Here is a 17,052-nt window from a genome sequence, read left to right as displayed (position 1 = left end):
CTATGCAATCAGGCGATAGCGACGACTATGTCTATGACGAGGCGACGGGCGAGTGGGTCGCCCCCGGTGACCTGACCGTCGCGCCGTCCGAGGACGAGGCGGTCGAGGTGCGCGATTCGGCGGGCACATTGCTCGCCGATGGCGATCAGGTGACCTTGATCAAGGACCTTAAGGTCAAGGGAGCCGGGCAGACCTTGAAGCGCGGCACCGTGATCAAGTCGATCCGGCTGACCGGTGACGCGCAGGAGATCGATTGCCGGTTCGACGGCATCAAGGGTCTGGTGCTGCGCGCCGAGTTCGTCCGCAAGCGCTGAGCCATATGCCGCGCCAGTCCGCCACCCGCACCACGTTTCGCTGGCTGCTGGCGCTGATCTATTTCGCCGCAGGCGTCATCCATATCCGCTCGCCGGGAGGATTTCTCGCGATCACGCCGGGCTGGGTACCGTTTCCCGACGAAGTGATCTTCCTGACCGGCGTTGCCGAGATCGCAGGTGCGATCGGGCTGATGGTACCGCGGTTGCGCTATGCGGCAGGCATCGGCCTGGCGCTCTACGCCTTGTGCGTGTGGCCCGCCAACATCAATCACGCGGTCAATGACATCGCGGTGGGCGGGCGGACTCTGCCTTGGGCCTATCACGCCCCGCGCCTGCTGCTGCAGCCGGTGATCATCTGGTGGGCGCTTTGGGTGGCCGGTGTAACCGACTGGCCGTTCCGGCGCGAACAAAACATGCCGTAACGGCAATTGATCTGCCCGGCACTTTGCGCCACTAGGCGAATCCAGTGACAGCGGCGCCCGGCCATTATGCCGGGCAAGAGCCCTGCATCAAGGTGTGTGGGGACGGATGATGAACGCGAGCGAGCCTGTGCCTTCCCCGTCGCGCGAGCCTTCGACCGCGCATCTCGGCTGGGCCGCGCGCGCGCTCTATGCACTGATGATGTTCATCTATCGCCGTCACCGGTTTACGGCGGTCGGCACCCCGCCGCCCGAGCGCCGCTACATCATCATCGCGGTGCCGCACACCAGCAACTGGGACTTCCCCAATTACATGGGCGTCACCCGCGAATTGGGGCTCGAGACGCATTTCATGGCCAAGACATCGCTGTTCCGCTGGCCGTTTCACAATTTCATGCGGCAGATGGGCGGGGTCCCGGTCGATCGCAGCGCTGCGGGCGACATGGTGCAGCAGATGATCGCCGAGTTTGCCGCGCGCGAGGACTTCATCCTGACGATCGCGCCCGAAGGCACGCGCAAGGCGGTGACCGCGTGGCGCACCGGCTTTTACCGCATCGCATATGGCGCAGGCGTGCCGATCGTCTGCGGGTTCATGGATTATGGCAACCGCCGCGCAGGGCTCGGCCCGGTGATCCACCCGACCGGCGATTACGAGAAGGACATGGCCCCCGCCTTCGCCTTCTACGCGGCGATGGCGGGGCGCAATGCGGTGCATTCAGCCCCGAAGGGCTGAGCGCCCCAAGCCTGATGTGTCAGGCGTCAGGCCAGACGCCTCAGTCCTGATGCGCCAGATCGGGGCGGCCAAGATCACCCTGCCCCACGGTGCTGCTCGCCATTTCGAGCATCCGGTCGAGCGACTTCTTCGCGTCGAGGCGCAGCGCCTCGTCGAGCTCGATCCGCGGCTCCAGATCGCGCAGCGCGACGTAGAGCTTTTCCATCGTGTTGAGCGCCATGTACGGGCAGATGTTGCAGTTGCAGTTGCCGTCCGCACCCGGCGCGCCGATGAAGGTCTTTTCCGGAACCGCTTTTTCCATCTGGTGGATGATGTGCGGCTCGGTCGCGACGATCACGGTGTCGCTTGTGGTTTCCTTGGCGAACTTCAGGATCGCGCTGGTCGATCCCACCATGTCGGCATGATCGAGGATGTGCGCGGGGCATTCGGGGTGCGCGGCGACAGGCGCATCGGGATGTTGCGCCTTGAGCTTCAACAGCTCGGTCTCGCTGAATGCCTCGTGGACGATGCACACGCCGGGCCAGAGCAGCATCTCGCGGCCCAATTTGCGCACCAGATAGCCGCCCAGATGCTTGTCGGGGCCGAAGATGACCTTCTGGTCCTTGGGGATCTGGCTCAGGATCTTTTCCGCAGACGACGAGGTCACGATGATGTCGCTCAATGCCTTCACCGCCGCCGAGCAGTTGATATAGGTGAGCGCAATGTGATCGGGGTGCTCGGCACGGAACGCGGCGAACTTGTCGGGCGGGCAGCTGTCTTCCAGACTGCAACCGGCGTCCATATCGGGAAGGATGACGATCTTGTCGGGGCTGAGGATCTTGGCGGTTTCGGCCATGAACTTCACGCCGCAGAACGCGATCACGTCTGCATCGGTCTCGGCCGCGATCCGCGACAGCTCGAGCGAATCGCCGACGAAATCGGCGATGTCCTGGATTTCTGGCTTCTGGTAGTAATGCGCCAGAATGACCGCGTTCCTCTCCTTGCGCAGCCGGTCGATTTCGGCGCGCAGATCCAGGCCGGACAGGTTCTCACGGGGTTGGGCGGTCATTGCAGATTGGCTCCCTGGTTGGCAATTCGCACGGTCACTACAGCATCTTGTATGCCTGCGCCGCTCAAATACGCACGCGCATTGCGCTCGACGGCATCGCGCGCGCTGGCGCGGGCGATCGCCACCAGCGATTCGTTGCGCGCCAGCGTCTGCGCCTGTTTGAGCGCGGCGGCGGAGTTGGCCTTGAACAGACGCTCCACGCTCGCCCCGGTGACCCACAGCCCGTCGCGATAATAGCGCGCCTGCTGCTCCTGAAGGTTGGGCGGCTGGATCATCACCGGCGGCACGGTGATCGTCATCTGTCGCTCGGTCTCGTTCCATGCGACAGAATCGGGGCCCATCTTCGCCATGTTCACCGAATAGCTCACGGTGGCCGGGATGATCGCGGTCTGCTCGGCATCGAACATGCCGATAAAGCCGGGGTCCTTGTTGGTGACCACGGGCACCACCTGCGCGACCAGCACGACCAGCTGGTTGCGCCGCTCGAACCCGGCGAGCATCGCTTCGGCCGACACCACATTGTCGTCCTCGATCAGCCCCGATGCCAGCCAGGTGCCGCCAGCGCCCAGCGCGAGCGCGCCTGCAAACAGCAGGCCGGCAGTACTGCCCTTAATCGCCATGGATCAGCGCCCAGACGTCGCCTTCGAGGCGGACCGCGCCGCGGTTTTTCAGATCGATCAGATGCGCGAGCACCGAACGGCCCGCCGCGCCGTACAGGCGTTCATCGATGCCCTTGTACATCTGCGGTACCATGTCGGGGATGGCCTGCGGGCCTGCCTCGAGCTGGCGCAGCACCTGCCGCTCGCGCTGCTTGCGGTGGCCCATCATGCCGCGCACCAATTGGGCCGGGTTCTCGACCGCAGGACCGTGCGCGGGATAATAGACGCGGTCGGAGCGCTCCTGCAATTTGGCGAGGCTCGCCATATAATCGGCCATGTCGCCATCAGGCGGCGAGATCACGCTGGTCGACCAGCCCATGACATGGTCGCCGGTGAACAGCGCGCCGCTTTCGACCAGAGCCAGGCACAGATGGTTGCTGGTGTGCCCCGGGGTCGCAACCGCCTGCAATGTCCAGCCATCGCCCGACACGCTCTCGCCATCGGCGAGCACCCGGTCAGGCGCGTAGGTGGTATCGAACGCCTCGTCGGAGCGCGGGCCGTCGTCGCTGAGCATCAGCGCTGCGCAGCCGATGATCGGCGCGCCGGTGCGCGCCGCGAGCGGCGCTGCGGCGGGGCTGTGGTCGCGATGAGTGTGGGTGCACATGATTGCGGCAATGCGCGCATCGCCGACGGTCGCCAGGATCGCCTCGATATGCGCAGGGTCCGCCGGACCCGGATCGATCACCGCGACATCTGCGCCCTTGCCCACGACATAGGTCTGGGTGCCGGTATAGGTGAACGCGGACGGGTTGCCCGCGAGCACGCGGCGCACCAGCGGTTCGATGGTTTCGGCAAGGCCGGTCGGAAGATCAGCAGGCAGTTCCATCGCGCCTAAGTGGCATTGATCGCCCCAAAGCGAAAGGGGCGGCGCAATATTTGCGCTGCCCCCGCTCGCCGCAACGGGCTGCGATCAGTTGCGTTCGGCAGGCGGCGCCGGCGGAACAGGCGGCGCAGGCATGGCGCGCATGTCGCGGCGGGCGTCTTCGAGATCCCGGTGCAGATCGCGCCGCGCCTCGGCAAGATCGGCGCGCAGTTCGCGCATTCCTTCGTCCAGGCCGCGCAATGCCTCGGCACGGTCCTCGTCGCTCAGCCATTTGTTGCTGCGAACTTCGGCACGAGCCACTTCCATGCTGCGGCGCGCCTCGGCCATTCCCTTTTCGATATTGGCTAGAATTTCCGCCTCATTGGGCATCACCTGTCCACAGGTGACGACCTTGGTACGGGTGACGTTGCCGTTCCTGGTTTCGGTATGGGTCATGAACGCGGCGGACTTGGGCTTGCCGTTGCAGTCGTTGGTCCGGACGCGCAATTTGTGGCCCTTGCCCATCTCGATGACGTAATTCTCGGGCGATCCGGTGCGCACGATCATGCGCTGTGCGCGGTCCATGGCGTGCGCGCGGTTACGCTCGGCCCTGTCCATTGCCGTGGCGCGGGCCTCGGTGGCTGCAGACATGGCGTCTGCGGCAGCAATTGCGCGATCGGATTGCGCAACCGCCAAATCGGCTTCTGCCATCGCGCGCGACGCTTCGGCTTCGGCAACCCTGCTGTCTATCTCGGCGCGGCTGGTGGGGCCATCAAGACGCAGCGTGACGGTGTTGTCACCGCGTTTGACGGTGTAGATGTACACGCCATCCTTGATCACCGGAGGGATGGGTGCGTCGGGGGCCTCGGGTGCCGCCCAGGCGTCTGCCGCATCCGGTGCTTCGGGCGCAAGCGGCGATTGCGGCGCCCGGGGTGCGTCCGGCGACGAGACCGGCTGCACGGCATAGCTGACCGTGGCGGTCATCGCCATCGCAGTGACCAGTCCGCTGCCGATCAGCGTGCCGCCCAGCCATTTGCGGGTGCGCGATGTGTCATGCTGTTTCATGATCTTGAGACGCTCGACGATCTTTTCCTTGGGGTTGAGCGGGCTCGCGAAGGCCAATGTGTGGCCGGTCGCCGCCTTGGCGATGGCGCGGGCATAAGCGGTGCGCTCGGCCGACGAGCGGCGGCGCAGCACACGGGCATCGCAGGCAGCTTCCTGATCGAAGCGGAACGCGCGCCATGCCATCCACGCGACGGGGTTGAACCAGTGCAGCGACAGCATCGCGAGCGCGGCAAAGTTCGCCCACAGGTCGCCCGCCCGGTGATGCGAGCGCTCATGCGCCAGCGCCAGTTCGCGCTCCATCGGGTTGTACGCCTGGGTAAAGCCGATCGGCAGCGCGATGTACCGCCGCCACAGCCCGAAGGCGAAGGGTCCGGCGATCCCGGCGATCTCGATCACGCGAATGTCGTCCATCCGCGAGACCTCGACAGCGTCCTCGAGCAGTTCGCGCCGGTTCTGCAGATAGGCGGACAGCTGCGCGATCAGGAATATCGCCGCACCGCACAGCCAGATGGTGACACCGATCGCAAACCAGTCGGCATCGACCAGCAAGCCATTGGCGAACGCCGGCTCGGGCATGGCATCGACCGGGCTTGCGATGTCGGCGACCGGCATCGCCATCGCGGCGGTGCCCGGCATGTCCACCTGAGATGGCGCGCTCACCGGAACCTCGATCGTCTGCACCACCGGCGGCATGAACAGCCGCGCAAGCGGGATCGCCCACAGCAGATAGGCGATCTCCGCGCCGAAATGCCGCGCGACGGGTCGCCGCAGCACCAGCACCAGCGCCATCAGCGCAGCGGTGACGATCAACGTTTCGACCAGCCACTGCCCGGTCACGCCATGCGCGAAATCCTGCAGCCACGCACTCACCTGTCCATCCCCGATCATGACTTCAACTCCCCGATCAGCCGCTCGATTTCGGCCAGATCCTCCGCCGTGAATTTCTGCTGTTCGGCCAGATGCGCGATAAGCGGTGCAGCGCGGCCGCCAAAAAGCCGATCGACCAACCGCCGTGATTCATCGCCGACATAATCCTCGCGCGCCAGAATCGGGCTGTAGAGATAGCGGCGGCCGTCCTGTTCGTAGGAAACCGCACCCTTGTTCGCGAGCCGCGAGAGCAATGTCTTGACCGTCTGCAGCGTCCAGTCGCGCGCATCGGCGAGCGCATCGGCAACATCGGCTGCGGTCAAGGGGGATCGCTGCCACAGCACCTCCATCACCGCATGTTCGGCATCGCTGATACGTTCGGGGGCCATGAATCGGGTCTCTCTGCAACAGTTCGACCACGGGTGTAATCGATTCGACTACGCCTGTAAACGGCAAAGTGCGAATTCTCCCCGATCGCGCCGGGTCTTTTGGGCCGGGGCGGAACATTTCCGTGGCTGAGGGTTTTCTGTCTTCTGGAGCTTCACGGGCTTTGGGGTCGCACCGAAGGCTTAGGGGGATAATGACAACTATGGACTCCCCGACAACAGAGCCGCTGCTGATGCAGCCGGTCGGCGCGTTCGATTTCAGCTCGGACATCATCATCGGGCTGGCCGAGGACGGGACCATCCGCGCCTGGAACGCCGCTGCCGCCGATTCGCTGGGATACTCGCCGGCGGATATCATCGGCCAACCGGTGACCGAGGTGCTGCCCGAGCTTGATGCGGCCTCAATGCGGGCATGCCTCGAGCGAGGAATCGCCAACGGCACGGGCGGTTGCGACATGGTCGCGCATCATTGCAACGGCGTTCCCACCAGCCTGACCCTCAGCATTTCCCCCGCTTCGACCCAGGGTGATGGCTCGGACGGATTCTGGATCGTCGCCAAGGACATGTCGCGCAAGCTGCGGATGCGCAACATCCAGCAGCCGCTCATCGATTGCGCTCGGCTGGTGGGCGAGCCTTTTCTGGAAAAGGCAGTCGAGGTGCTCGCCGGCGCGCTGAGGGTACGCTGGGTGACGATCGCCGAGATCGACCCCGACAACCCCGTCACCGCGCGCACCGTCCGCTTCTGGGCGGACGGCAGCCTGCAGCCAAGCACCGATTACGCCCTGCGCGGAACGCCTTGCGAAGATGTCGCGCAGAACCGGATCTGCTTCGTGCGATCGGACGCGATAGCGCAGTATCCCGATGACCACATGCTGGTGGAGATGGGCGTGGAGAGCTATCTCGGCGTCCCGCTGCATTCGAGCACCGGCAAGCTGATCGGCCTGCTGTCGGTGATGCACGATGCCCCGATCGACGAGCATATCCAGCCCGCACTAATCCTCGAACTGTTCGCCGGTCGCTCCGCCGCCGAACTCGAACGGCTCAAATCCTCCTCCAGCGTCGAGCGGCTGGGGCGGATTGTCGAGGATGCGGTCAGCGAGGCGTTCCTGTTCGATGCGGACACGCTCAACTTCATCCTGGTCAACCGCGGCGCACGGGACAATCTGGGCTATTCGATGGAAGAGCTCCGGTCGCTGACCCCGATCGACATCAAGCCGATGATCGATGCGGACACCTTCCGCGCGCTGATCGCACCGCTGCTCGCGGGCGAACAGCAGATGCTGACCTTCGAGACGGTGCACCGCCGCAAGGATGGCACCGACTACAACGTCGCGGTCCGCCTGCAATTGCTGGTCGATCAGCAGCAGCGGCTGTTCTACGCCGCGATCGAGGACATCACCGAACGCGACCGCACGATGCGCGAGCTGCAAAGCGTCACCAACCGCCTCAACACCGTGCTGGGCAACACATCGATGGCGGTGTTCCTGATGGATGACCAGCAGCAGTGCGTTTACCTCAACGATGCGGCCGAGCGACTGACAGGCTACCGCTTCGCCGAAATCGAAGGCCGCACTCTCCACGATGTCATCCACCACACCCGGCCCAGCGGGCAGCCATTTCCGTTGGCCGAATGTGCGATCGACCGGGCATTGCCCGAGGTTAATCAGGTGCAGGGCGAAGAAGTGTTCGTCCACAAGGATGGCAGCTTCTACCCGGTCTCCTATTCCGCCAGCCCCATCCAGGACGGCTCGGGCATTGCCATCGGGACCGTTCTGGAGGTCAAGAACATCACCGCCGAGCTAGAGGCGCGGATGGCGCGCGAGAATTTCAACGCCGAGCTCAAGGCACAGGTCGAAAAGGCGCTGGCCGAGCGCGATGCCGCCGAGGCGCAGCTGCGCCATGCCCAGAAGATGGAAGCGGTGGGCAAGCTGACCGGCGGTGTCGCGCACGACTTCAACAATCTGCTACAGATCATCGGCGGCAGCCTGGAGCTGCTCGGCCGCGATGTCGCGGGCAACGAGCGCGCGCGCCAGCGGCTTGACCTGGCGCTGTCGGGCGTGGCGCGGGGCACGAGGCTGGCGCAGCAGTTGCTCGCCTTCAGCCGCAAGCAGCCGCTGGCGCCCAAGCCAGTCAACCTGCCGCGCTTGGTCGGCAATCTGGAAGACATGCTGCGCCGCGCACTGGGTGAACACATTAGCCTCAAGACCACCGCCGAGACCGGATTGTGGGATTGCTTCGTCGACGATGGCCAGCTGGAAAACGCGATCCTGAACCTGGCGATCAACGCGCGCGATGCGATGCCCGGCGGCGGGCTGTTCACCATAGAGATGGCCAATGCTGCGGTGGACGACCTGTTCGCCTGCAAATACCCAGACATGCAGGCGGGCGACTATGTCATGGTGTCTGTGACCGACACCGGCAGCGGGATGCTGCCCGATGTGCGCGACCGGATCTTCGAGCCGTTCTTCACCACCAAGGAGGTGGGCAAGGGCACAGGGCTCGGCCTCAGCATGGTCTATGGCCTGATCAAGCAATCGGGCGGGCATGTCACGGTGTACAGCGAACCGGGAATCGGCACGACCTTCCGCATCTATCTGCCGCGATCAACCACCCCCGATACCGCAGCGCTTGAGCGGCGCTCCGACACCATATCGGGCGGCAGCGAGACGATCCTGGTGGTCGAGGACGATGACGATGTCCGCACCACCGTCACCGCATTGCTGGGCGAGCTGGGCTATACCACCCTCACCGCGCGCGATGCCGCGGCCGGGCTCGCCATCGTCGAGAGCGGCACCGCGCTTGACATGCTGTTCAGCGATGTCGTGATGCCGGGGCCGGTGCAGAGCCACGAGCTTGCCAAGCGGGCGGTGCAGCTGATCCCGCAGCTCGCGGTGCTGTTCACCTCGGGCTATGCCGAAAAGGGCATCGTCCATGGCGGTACTTTGGAAGCAGGCGTCAGGCTGCTGAGCAAGCCCTACACCCGCGAGATGCTGGCGCGCAAAGTCCGCGAGGCGCTCGACGCGCGCGCAACGGCCTGAGCCTTACCAGTAGCGTGCGCTGGCGATGGCGGCACCTTGTGACAGCGCGGCGAGCTTGGCCCAGACGATTTCGGGATCGAGGCTGTTGCTGCCGGCATGGACCGAAAAGCCGCAGTCCACGCCCGCCATCACCCGCTCGCGGCCCAGCAGATCGGCATAGCGGCCGATGCGCTGCGCGATGAGCTCGGGATGCTCGATATAGGGGCTCTGCGGTTCGACCATTCCGGGGCACAGGATCTTGCCTTCGGGGAGAGGATGCTGCTCGAAAAAGGCGAACTCGTGCGCGTGGCGCGGGTTCGCGCCCTCGATCAGCACGGTCTGCGGCTTGGCGGTCCAGACGATATCGGCAATCTCGTCCAGCGCTACGTCGCAATGGTGCGGACCCGGATAGTTGCCCCAGCACAGGTGCATCCGCAATTGCTCCGCCGGGATGTTCTGCACCGCGTGGTTGAGCGCCGCGATGTTCATGCCGATCCGCTTGCGGAAGTCCTCGAGGCTCAGGTGCGTGAACTGCACGTGGCGGCCCATCGCGAGGTCCGGACAATCGACCTGCAAAGTGATCCCGGCAGCGGCAATCGTCTCGTATTCGTGCCGCAGTCCCTCGGCGAGCGCGAAGACATACTCCTCGTCGCTGGCATAATATTGGTTGGGGAAGAACAGGGCGGTCACCCCTGGCGAGGCCGCCGACATGAAGGTGGCGTGGCCGTTTGCGAACCGCTTCAGCCGCTCGGCATCGATCCGCGGGGCTTCCATGTCGATCACGGTGATCGGCGCGGTGCACGCCGGGGCCGACCTTTTGGCGCGGCCCGTGTTGCCGAAAACCTGCGCCTTTGCGCCGGGGAAGGCTTCGAGATCGGCGAATTCATACTGCCCCGCCTCGCCGCCGAAGCCCGAGAGCCGGTGCTTGATATAAGTCGCATAGCTGGGCTTGGACTGCTCGCCATCGTTGACGATGCTCACCCCGGCCTCGATCTGGCGCTTGATGACATAGGCGGTAGCATGCTCGACCGCGGTATCGAAGTCCGCCTCGGACACCTGCTCCCCGCCCTCGCGCGCGAAGACCATATCGAGCAGGGCCTCGGGCCGCGGCAGGCTGCCGACATGGGTGGTGAGAAAACTTTCAGGCGCGGCCATCGGCGGGATACTCCATTGCAAGGTCAGTCGTTCACGGCATCGGGCACCGGCATCAGCGGCCGGGCAAGAAAGGCGCACAGCGCGGCGTTGTATTCCAGCCCGTGCGAAAGGTTGCACAGATGGCCTGCGCCGCGCACGAAGCGCGCCTGGCCCAGCGGCGCACTGCGCGCCAGCGCCTGGGTCACGGTGCGCCGCCAGGGGGTGTCGGCATCACCGGTGATCGCCAGCACCGGCACGAAGAGCGCGGCCATGCTGTCCAGCCGCGCCGAAGGTCCTGCGGGACCTGCGAGCAGGTCGCTGCCGTCATAATCGGCCAGCATGGCGGCGCCGATGTCCGCCGCCTCGCCCGTCAGGCCCGCCATCAGCGGATGATCGGCCCAGTGCCGCTTCATCTCGGCGAGCCGCCCGGCCCGCACCATGTCGGCATAATCGGCGAGCGGTATGGTGTCCGATGCGTTCGAATGATCGGGGATTCCGGCCAGCGAGATGCCCTGCAGCACCAGGGTGGCGATGCGGTCGCGGTGCGCCATCGCATACGCGATCGCGGTCGCGCCCGCCTGAGACATGCCCACCAGATGGAAGCTTGCCAGCTGCAGACGGTCGGCAAGCCTGGCCAGATCCTCGACCTCGCGCGCGCGGCAGGGCGACAGGGCCGACTGGCCGAACCCCCGCCGGTCGATCGCGATCAGCGTGAACCGGTCGGCCAGCGCGCGGGCCTGCAGCGTCCACATCCGCCGGTCGAGCGTCCAGCCGTGCAGCAGAACGACCGCAGGCCCGCGCCCGATCGTCTCGACCGCCAGCCGGCCGTCACCGACATCGAGCCAGAACGTCTCTCCGCCCAGCACGGCGGCAGGCGGGATCGTCGCAAATGCGTCGCCCAGCCTGCCAACCGGGCCAGCCATCAATCAGGCCGCTTCGACGCTGCGGAAGGTATTGTTGTTGCTGTGGTCGCCCGCCAGCCAGCGTGCGAGCTCGGTCCGCGCCTTGGCGCGCACATCGGCCTCGATCGCCAGCGCCTCGGGCGCATCGCAGGTGAACTCGATGATCATGCCGTTGGGGTCCTTGACATAGACCGAGCGGCAATAGCCGTGCTCAAGGATGTAGGTCTGCGGCTCGACGATGCCGGCAGCAGCAATGCGCCGCTCGAGCTCGATCTGCGCATCCTGATCGACATGCAGCGCGATGTGATGGAACGGCGATTCGGGGATTGGCGGGCTGAATTCGGCCTGGTCGTCCTCGTTGGCGAACTGGAAGAAGGCAAGCGCGCTGCCATCCTTCATCGCGAAGAAGCAGTGGCAATAGGTCCGCTCCTTGCCGAACAGCTCGTCCATCTCGCAATAGGTCGCAACCAGAGGAAAGCCCAGCACGTCCTCGTAGAACGCGCGTGTCGCCTCGAGATCGCGGGTGGTGTAGGCAGTGTGGTGCAAACGGTTGACCAATACGCTCATCGCATCCTCCTCAATATCTCTCACACCGCCGACAGGCCGTGGTCAGGCCGCCAGCTTAAGCGTGATGCGGGCGACATGCTCGCCCTGGAAGCGCGCGCCTGCAAGCTCGTTTTCGGACGGCATCCGCGATCCGTCGCCGCCTGCGATCGTGCTCGCGCCATAAGGCGTGCCGCCGCTGATCTCGCTCATGATGGTGTTGCCGACAAAGCTGTAGGGCAGGCCGATGACGATCATGCCATGGTGGAGCAACGTGGTGTGGAACGAGGTGATCGTGGTCTCCTGCCCGCCATGCTGGCTGGCGGTCGAGACAAAGACGCTGCCCGGCTTGCCGATCAGCGCGCCCTTGGCCCACAGCCCGCCGGTCTGGTCGAGGAAGTTGCGCATCTGCGCTGCCATGTTGCCGAAACGGGTGGGCGTGCCGAAGATGATGCCGTCATAATCGGCAAGCTCATCCGGGCTGGCGAACGCAGCTGCCTGATCGATCTTCATGTGCGCGGCCGCAGCAACCTCGTCCGACACCAGTTCGGGCACGCGCTTGACCACCGCCTCGCAGCCCGCAACCGCATTGACGCCATCGGCGACGGCACCCGCCATCACCTCGGTGTGACCATAGCCCGAATAATAGAGGATGAGGATGCGTGCCACTGGTGGTTTCCCGTTATCGTGAGGATCAGAACTTGTAGAGCGCCTCGAGTCCAAAGACGCGCGGGCGGCCCTTGAACACGAAGCCGCCGGGCGAGAACTCGGCATTGTAGCGCTTGTTGAACAGGTTGTCGGCAAAGCCTGTCAGCGACCAGGCGCCGCCATCCAATGTCAGCCGCGCGTTGACGAGGTCTACTGGCCGCCGCACGGTCGAGTTGGGCACATCGAACCAGGTCTTGCCGGTGCGGTTGTAATCCACCCGGATACGGCCCTTGAGATCGCTGTCGCCCAGGTTGCTCTCGTACTGGGTGCCCAGGTTGATGGTATAGCGCGAGATGAACGGGGCTTCGTTGCCGATCATGGTGGGATCGGGAAATTCCTTGATCTCGCTGTAGGTGACGCCGAGGCCGAAGTTGATGTCCAGCCCGCGCGCGGGACGCAGCGTGCCATCGATCTCGAAGCCCTGCAGCTGCACCTCGGGCACATTGCCCAGGTTCTGCGTCGAGTTGGCGGCGAGGAAGACGAAGAAATAGCCGTTTTCGGACTTGGTGGTGTAGGCGCTGGCGTTGAGCGTCAGCATCCGGTCGAACAAAGTGGTCTTGACGCCGATCTCGAAGGTGTCGGCGACCTCGGCCTCATAGATGTCCGCGACACCCACCACGCCGGTGCCCGCCGCCACCGCGCCGACGCCGGTCTGGTTGAACCCGCCCGAGCGGAAGCCTCGGCTGTAGCCGCCATAGATCGTGACATTGTCGACCGGCTTGTAGGTCAGCGTGATCTTGGGCTGCCATTCGTCAAAGGTCTCGCGGCGCACTTCGCCGGTGCGACCGGTGGGGAAGCCCGGTACCACCGGGATGAACGCGGTCGGGGTCAAAGTCCGGTTGCGACGCTTGTCGCGGTCATAACGCAGCGAAGCATCGACGCGGAAGGCTTCGGAGAATTCATAGCCGAGATTGGCGTAGAGCGCCCAGGCGAAATTGCTCTGCGAATCCGCCAGGAAGGTCGCCTGCGGATTGAGCGGATTGGTGCTGGGGGTGCGGAACACCGGGAACACGCCCGCGCCGGTATCGACCATGTTGCCGGTCGAGATATAGCGGTTGGTGTCGATGAAATAGCCGCCCACCGACCAGTTGAACTTCTGCCCGTCCGCCGACTGGATGCGCAGATCCTGGCTGATCGCCTCGACATCGAGAAACTGGCTCTGGTTGAGATCGAAGCCGAAGATCGCGAAGAACAGCGACTCCTGGATCGGAAGGAAATTGAACGCATCGCCGGTCAGAATTTCGGACAGCGTGTCGTACGAGGTGACCGAGGTGATCGATCCCCAGTCGGCCTTGTAATCGATCTTGGCAGACACGTTGTAAATGTCGCGGTCGTTCTGCCCGGCATTGTTGACGCGCACCGGCAGGCTGGTGTCGTTCACGTCGGCGACGATGTTGTAGTACAGCGCCTGGGTGCGCAGCAGCGACATCGAGGCGCGCAGATCGACGGTCAGCTGATCGGTCGGGGTCCACAGCAACTTGCCGCGCAGCGAGATGTCCTCGAGCGGATCGGCATCCTCGCCCAGGAAGGTGTTGGGGATATAGCCGTTGGTGTCGCGGTACGATCCCGACAGCCGGAACTTGAGCGTGTCGCTGATCGGGCCTGAAACGCCTGCGCGCAGCGTGTAGCCGAAGCCGTTGTCGATCCCGGCGAACACCCGGCCCTCGAACTGGTCGCTGGGCTGCTTGGTGTTGATGATGATCGCGCCGCCGATCGCGTTGCGTCCGTACAGGCCGCCCTGCGGACCTTTCAGGATTTCGATCTGCTCGATATCGAACAAGTCCTGGCTGAACTGGGCAGCATTGACCTGCTGCACTCCGTCAACCACCACGGCGACCGAGGGCTCGGAATTGCGGTTCTGGGTGATCCCGCGGATGATGACGAAGGCGTTGCCCGCGTTCTGCGTCTCGATCAGCTGGACGTTCGAGGTCAGCCCGATGAAGTCCGCGGCCTTGTCGATCCCGGCATTCTCGATCGTCTCGGCGTTGAACGCGGTGATCGCGGCGGGGGTGTCCTGCAGATTGGTGTCGCGGCGCAGCGCGGTGACGACGATCTCGCCCTCGTCGTCAGCCGGGGCAGCCTGGCTTTGCGCCAGCGCAGGCGTTGCACATGCCAGCGCCGACGTCGATCCTGCCAGAAGCAGCCTGTTCCACAATCCGGACATATCCACCAGTACCCCTCATCCTGTGATGTCCCGCCACGGTCGCTGCCGCGGCCCTTGAGGGCTCTGCGCGCGGGTTATGATTTGAGGTAAATTGTTCGTATTACGAAGTCAAGTTCGATATGCGAAGTTTCCTGCCACTGTGCGAAGCAGGCAACACCCGCCCGCCCGCCCCGCCGGGGCAGCCTCTTGCGTCCATCGATTTTCAGAAGATCAGTTGTGCTGCAGCGAGTGCATCAGCGTCGGCCAGCGCTGCAGCGCATTGCCGATTTCGGCCGAGGCCTCGCGCAGCATCGGCAGCCGGGTGCGGACCAGTTCGTCCTGCGAGATGCGCGTGGTCGAGGTCGAGCAGTTGATCGAGGCGATCGCCTTGCGATTGGCATCGAACACCGGCACCGCGACCGAGACGATGCCATAATCGAGCTCGTCGAGCGCCGAATCATAGCCGGTCTCTCGCGCACCCTGCAGCCGCTGCTCCAACGCCGCGTGGCTGGTCACGGTCCGCTCGGTGAACCGCTGGAGATCGACCGCGGCCATGTATTGCGCGATCACCGCTTCGGGCTGGAACGCCAGCAGCACCTTGCCCAGCGACGTCGCATGCACGGGAAAGCGCGTGCCGACATTCGCGCCCAGCCGGATCCGGCGGTTGGTCGAGACGTGCGCGACATAGAGGATATCGGTGCCCGACAGCACCGCCATGGAAGCGCTGTCGCCGGTATCGTCGCGCAATTTCTGCAGCGGCGGCAGGATCACCTGCTCGACATTCATCGACGAGAGATACGCGGTACCGAACGACAGCACCTCGGGCCGCAGCAGGAACTTGCGCCCGAATTGTGCGACATAGCCCAGTTGCACCAAGGTGTTGAGGCAGCGCCGCGCCACTGCCGGGCTCAAGCCGGTGACCTGCGCGACTTCGCTCAGCTGCATTTCGGGATGCGTCGCATCGAACGCACGCAGCACCTTGAGCCCGCGCTCGAGGGTCGAGAGATACTCGCTGTCTTTGCCGGGATTGGCCTTGCCGGGCTTTGCCGCGTCTTCCATCGCTCCACCGCTAGCCTGTGCCAGGGGTACAGGCAAGGCGGTGCTGTCGATGGGGGTCAGCAGGCTCACTCGGCCGCAGCGGACGTATCGGCCAGCCCCAGCACCTCTTCATTGTGCTGACCCAGCACCGGCGGCGCGGTAACCGAGGTCGGGCGCTCGCCGTCGAAGCTCACCGGCGAGCGGATGGTGCGGAAGCGGCCATGCGGGCCATCGGGGTCCTCGACCGTCAGGCCCAGATGCTGCGCCTGAGGTGTCTCGACGACTTCGGGCGCGGAATAGACCGGCGAATGCGGCACTTCGAGCTGCTCGAGCGTCGCGCACCATTCGGCGCGGCTGCGCGCGGCGAACAGCGGGGCGAGAAAGGCTGCGACCTTTTCGTAATTGGCGATCCGGGCATCGCGGCTGACGAACTCGGGCCGCTGCAGCATGTCGGGCTGGCCGACAGCGGTTGCCAGATTCTCCCAGAACTTGGGCGGTGACGACATGTGCAGCGCCAGCCAGTCGCCGCCGGCGCACTGGAAGACATAGGATTGCGATACATTGGGCCGGCTGTACGGCCCCATCACCTCGCCTTCCGAGAAATAGTGCGTGAAATCGTCGAGATTGAAATGCGCCATCGCCTCGAACATCGAAACCTCGACCAGGCGCCCCTTGCCCGTGCTTTCCCGCTCATGCAGCGCCGCGAGCACGCCATAAGCGCCGTAGAAGCCGGTGATCGCATCGGCGAGCGCCGGGCCGACGACGCGGGGATTCTCGGGGTTGACCAGCAGTCGCAGAAAGCCGCTGGCTGCTTGCGCGACGGTGTCGAAGGCGGGGCGGTCGCGGTCGGGGCCGGTCGCGCCGAAGCCCGAGATCGACAGATAGATCAGCCGGGGATTGATGCCGCGCAGCCGTTCGGGGTCGACATTGAGCTTGTCGGCGACGCCGGGTCGGAAATTCTGGATGAAGACATCGGCGCTAGCGATCAGCCGGTCGAACGCCTCGAGATCGGCACCGCCGCGGGTATCGAGCGTGATCGAGCGCTTGTTGCGGTTGTAGGTCTGAAAATGGGGGCTGTAGAGCCCGCCGCGAAACGCGCGGAACGGATCGCCGCCATCGGGCCGCTCGACCTTGATGACATCCGCACCCATGTCGGCGAGCATCATGCCAGCGGCGGGCCCGGTGATGAACGTGCCCATTTCGAGCACGGTGACATTGGCAAGCGGCTTGGCCATATTGACTTCTCCCTGACACCCACCCATAGAAAATTCGAT

Annotated in this window: 16 protein-coding genes; 4 read left to right on the top strand and 12 right to left on the bottom strand. The window is 64.8% G+C overall.

The window, feature by feature from the left end; genetic code table 11:
• Nucleotides 1-2 precede the first annotated feature (2 nt).
• The 3 genes from BSY18_RS17090 to BSY18_RS17080 all read left to right on the top strand — a co-directional run bounded on the left by BSY18_RS17090 (nucleotide 3) and on the right by BSY18_RS17080 (nucleotide 1,466).
• The gene (locus tag BSY18_RS17090; protein WP_069051286.1) at nucleotides 3-314 is read left to right on the top strand and encodes an alkylphosphonate utilization protein; all 312 of its coding nucleotides are present in this window, start codon (nucleotides 3-5) and stop codon (nucleotides 312-314) included.
• A 5-nt stretch (nucleotides 315-319) separates the two neighbouring features.
• Nucleotides 320-736, top strand: coding sequence for a DoxX family protein (locus BSY18_RS17085; protein WP_083231536.1), 417 nt, complete (start codon nucleotides 320-322; stop codon nucleotides 734-736).
• 106 nt (nucleotides 737-842) lie between these two features.
• Complete coding sequence (locus BSY18_RS17080) at nucleotides 843-1,466, top strand: lysophospholipid acyltransferase family protein (protein ID WP_069051285.1); 624 nt, start codon at nucleotides 843-845, stop codon at nucleotides 1,464-1,466.
• A gap of 40 nt (nucleotides 1,467-1,506) precedes the next feature.
• Here the strand turns inward: BSY18_RS17080 and nadA are convergent, their stop codons facing one another.
• The 5 genes from nadA to BSY18_RS17055 form a co-directional block, all read right to left on the bottom strand.
• Entirely contained in the window at nucleotides 1,507-2,514 is a 1,008-nt protein-coding gene (gene nadA / locus BSY18_RS17075; protein WP_069051284.1) for a quinolinate synthase NadA, read from the bottom strand.
• Complete coding sequence (locus BSY18_RS17070) at nucleotides 2,511-3,134, bottom strand: DUF4230 domain-containing protein (protein ID WP_069051283.1); 624 nt, start codon at nucleotides 3,132-3,134, stop codon at nucleotides 2,511-2,513. Before BSY18_RS17070 ends, nadA begins: the two co-directional genes overlap by 4 nt.
• The gene (locus tag BSY18_RS17065; protein WP_069051282.1) at nucleotides 3,124-3,999 is read right to left on the bottom strand and encodes an MBL fold metallo-hydrolase; all 876 of its coding nucleotides are present in this window, start codon (nucleotides 3,997-3,999) and stop codon (nucleotides 3,124-3,126) included. The genes BSY18_RS17070 and BSY18_RS17065 overlap by 11 nt, the downstream gene beginning before the upstream one ends.
• 84 nt (nucleotides 4,000-4,083) lie before the next feature.
• A complete protein-coding gene (locus BSY18_RS17060) occupies nucleotides 4,084-5,928 on the bottom strand; it encodes a M56 family metallopeptidase (protein WP_069051281.1) in 1,845 nt (614 codons plus the stop codon).
• On the bottom strand, nucleotides 5,925-6,296 hold the full coding sequence (locus BSY18_RS17055) for a BlaI/MecI/CopY family transcriptional regulator (RefSeq protein ID WP_069051280.1): 372 nt from the start codon (nucleotides 6,294-6,296) through the stop codon (nucleotides 5,925-5,927). The genes BSY18_RS17060 and BSY18_RS17055 overlap by 4 nt, the downstream gene beginning before the upstream one ends.
• 200 nt (nucleotides 6,297-6,496) lie before the next feature.
• Between BSY18_RS17055 and BSY18_RS17050 the strand changes: the two genes are divergently transcribed.
• On the top strand, nucleotides 6,497-9,331 hold the full coding sequence (locus BSY18_RS17050; RefSeq protein WP_171900265.1) for a PAS domain S-box protein: 2,835 nt from the start codon (nucleotides 6,497-6,499) through the stop codon (nucleotides 9,329-9,331).
• A 3-nt stretch (nucleotides 9,332-9,334) separates the two neighbouring features.
• Here BSY18_RS17050 and BSY18_RS17045 read toward each other — a convergent pair whose 3' ends face one another.
• The 7 genes from BSY18_RS17045 to BSY18_RS17015 form a co-directional block, all read right to left on the bottom strand.
• Nucleotides 9,335-10,465: a cobalamin-independent methionine synthase II family protein gene (locus BSY18_RS17045; RefSeq protein WP_069051279.1), complete on the bottom strand. Its 1,131-nt coding sequence runs from the start codon at nucleotides 10,463-10,465 to the stop codon at nucleotides 9,335-9,337.
• 23 nt (nucleotides 10,466-10,488) lie between these two features.
• Entirely contained in the window at nucleotides 10,489-11,367 is an 879-nt protein-coding gene (locus tag BSY18_RS17040) for an alpha/beta fold hydrolase (RefSeq protein ID WP_069051278.1), read from the bottom strand.
• 3 nt (nucleotides 11,368-11,370) lie between these two features.
• The gene (locus BSY18_RS17035; protein ID WP_054136435.1) at nucleotides 11,371-11,913 is read right to left on the bottom strand and encodes a VOC family protein; all 543 of its coding nucleotides are present in this window, start codon (nucleotides 11,911-11,913) and stop codon (nucleotides 11,371-11,373) included.
• Between the two features lie 42 nt (nucleotides 11,914-11,955).
• Nucleotides 11,956-12,558 carry an NAD(P)H:quinone oxidoreductase gene (wrbA, locus tag BSY18_RS17030; RefSeq protein WP_069051277.1) on the bottom strand — a complete coding sequence of 201 codons (603 nt, stop codon included), beginning with the start codon at nucleotides 12,556-12,558 and terminating at the stop codon, nucleotides 11,956-11,958.
• A 25-nt stretch (nucleotides 12,559-12,583) separates the two neighbouring features.
• Nucleotides 12,584-14,761 (bottom strand): TonB-dependent receptor, encoded by a 2,178-nt coding sequence (locus BSY18_RS17025; RefSeq protein WP_069051276.1) that lies wholly within the window; start codon nucleotides 14,759-14,761, stop codon nucleotides 12,584-12,586.
• A gap of 210 nt (nucleotides 14,762-14,971) precedes the next feature.
• Entirely contained in the window at nucleotides 14,972-15,799 is an 828-nt protein-coding gene (locus BSY18_RS17020; protein ID WP_069051275.1) for an IclR family transcriptional regulator, read from the bottom strand.
• A 65-nt stretch (nucleotides 15,800-15,864) separates the two neighbouring features.
• Nucleotides 15,865-17,013, bottom strand: coding sequence for a CaiB/BaiF CoA transferase family protein (locus BSY18_RS17015; RefSeq protein WP_069051274.1), 1,149 nt, complete (start codon nucleotides 17,011-17,013; stop codon nucleotides 15,865-15,867).
• Nucleotides 17,014-17,052: the final 39 nt, after the last annotated feature.

This window comes from Blastomonas sp. RAC04, assembly GCF_001713435.1.
GTDB classification, from domain to species: Bacteria; Pseudomonadota; Alphaproteobacteria; order Sphingomonadales; family Sphingomonadaceae; genus Blastomonas; species Blastomonas fulva.
The sequence above is the reverse complement of the archived record's forward strand: the minus strand, read 5'-3'. Positions and strand labels throughout refer to the sequence as shown.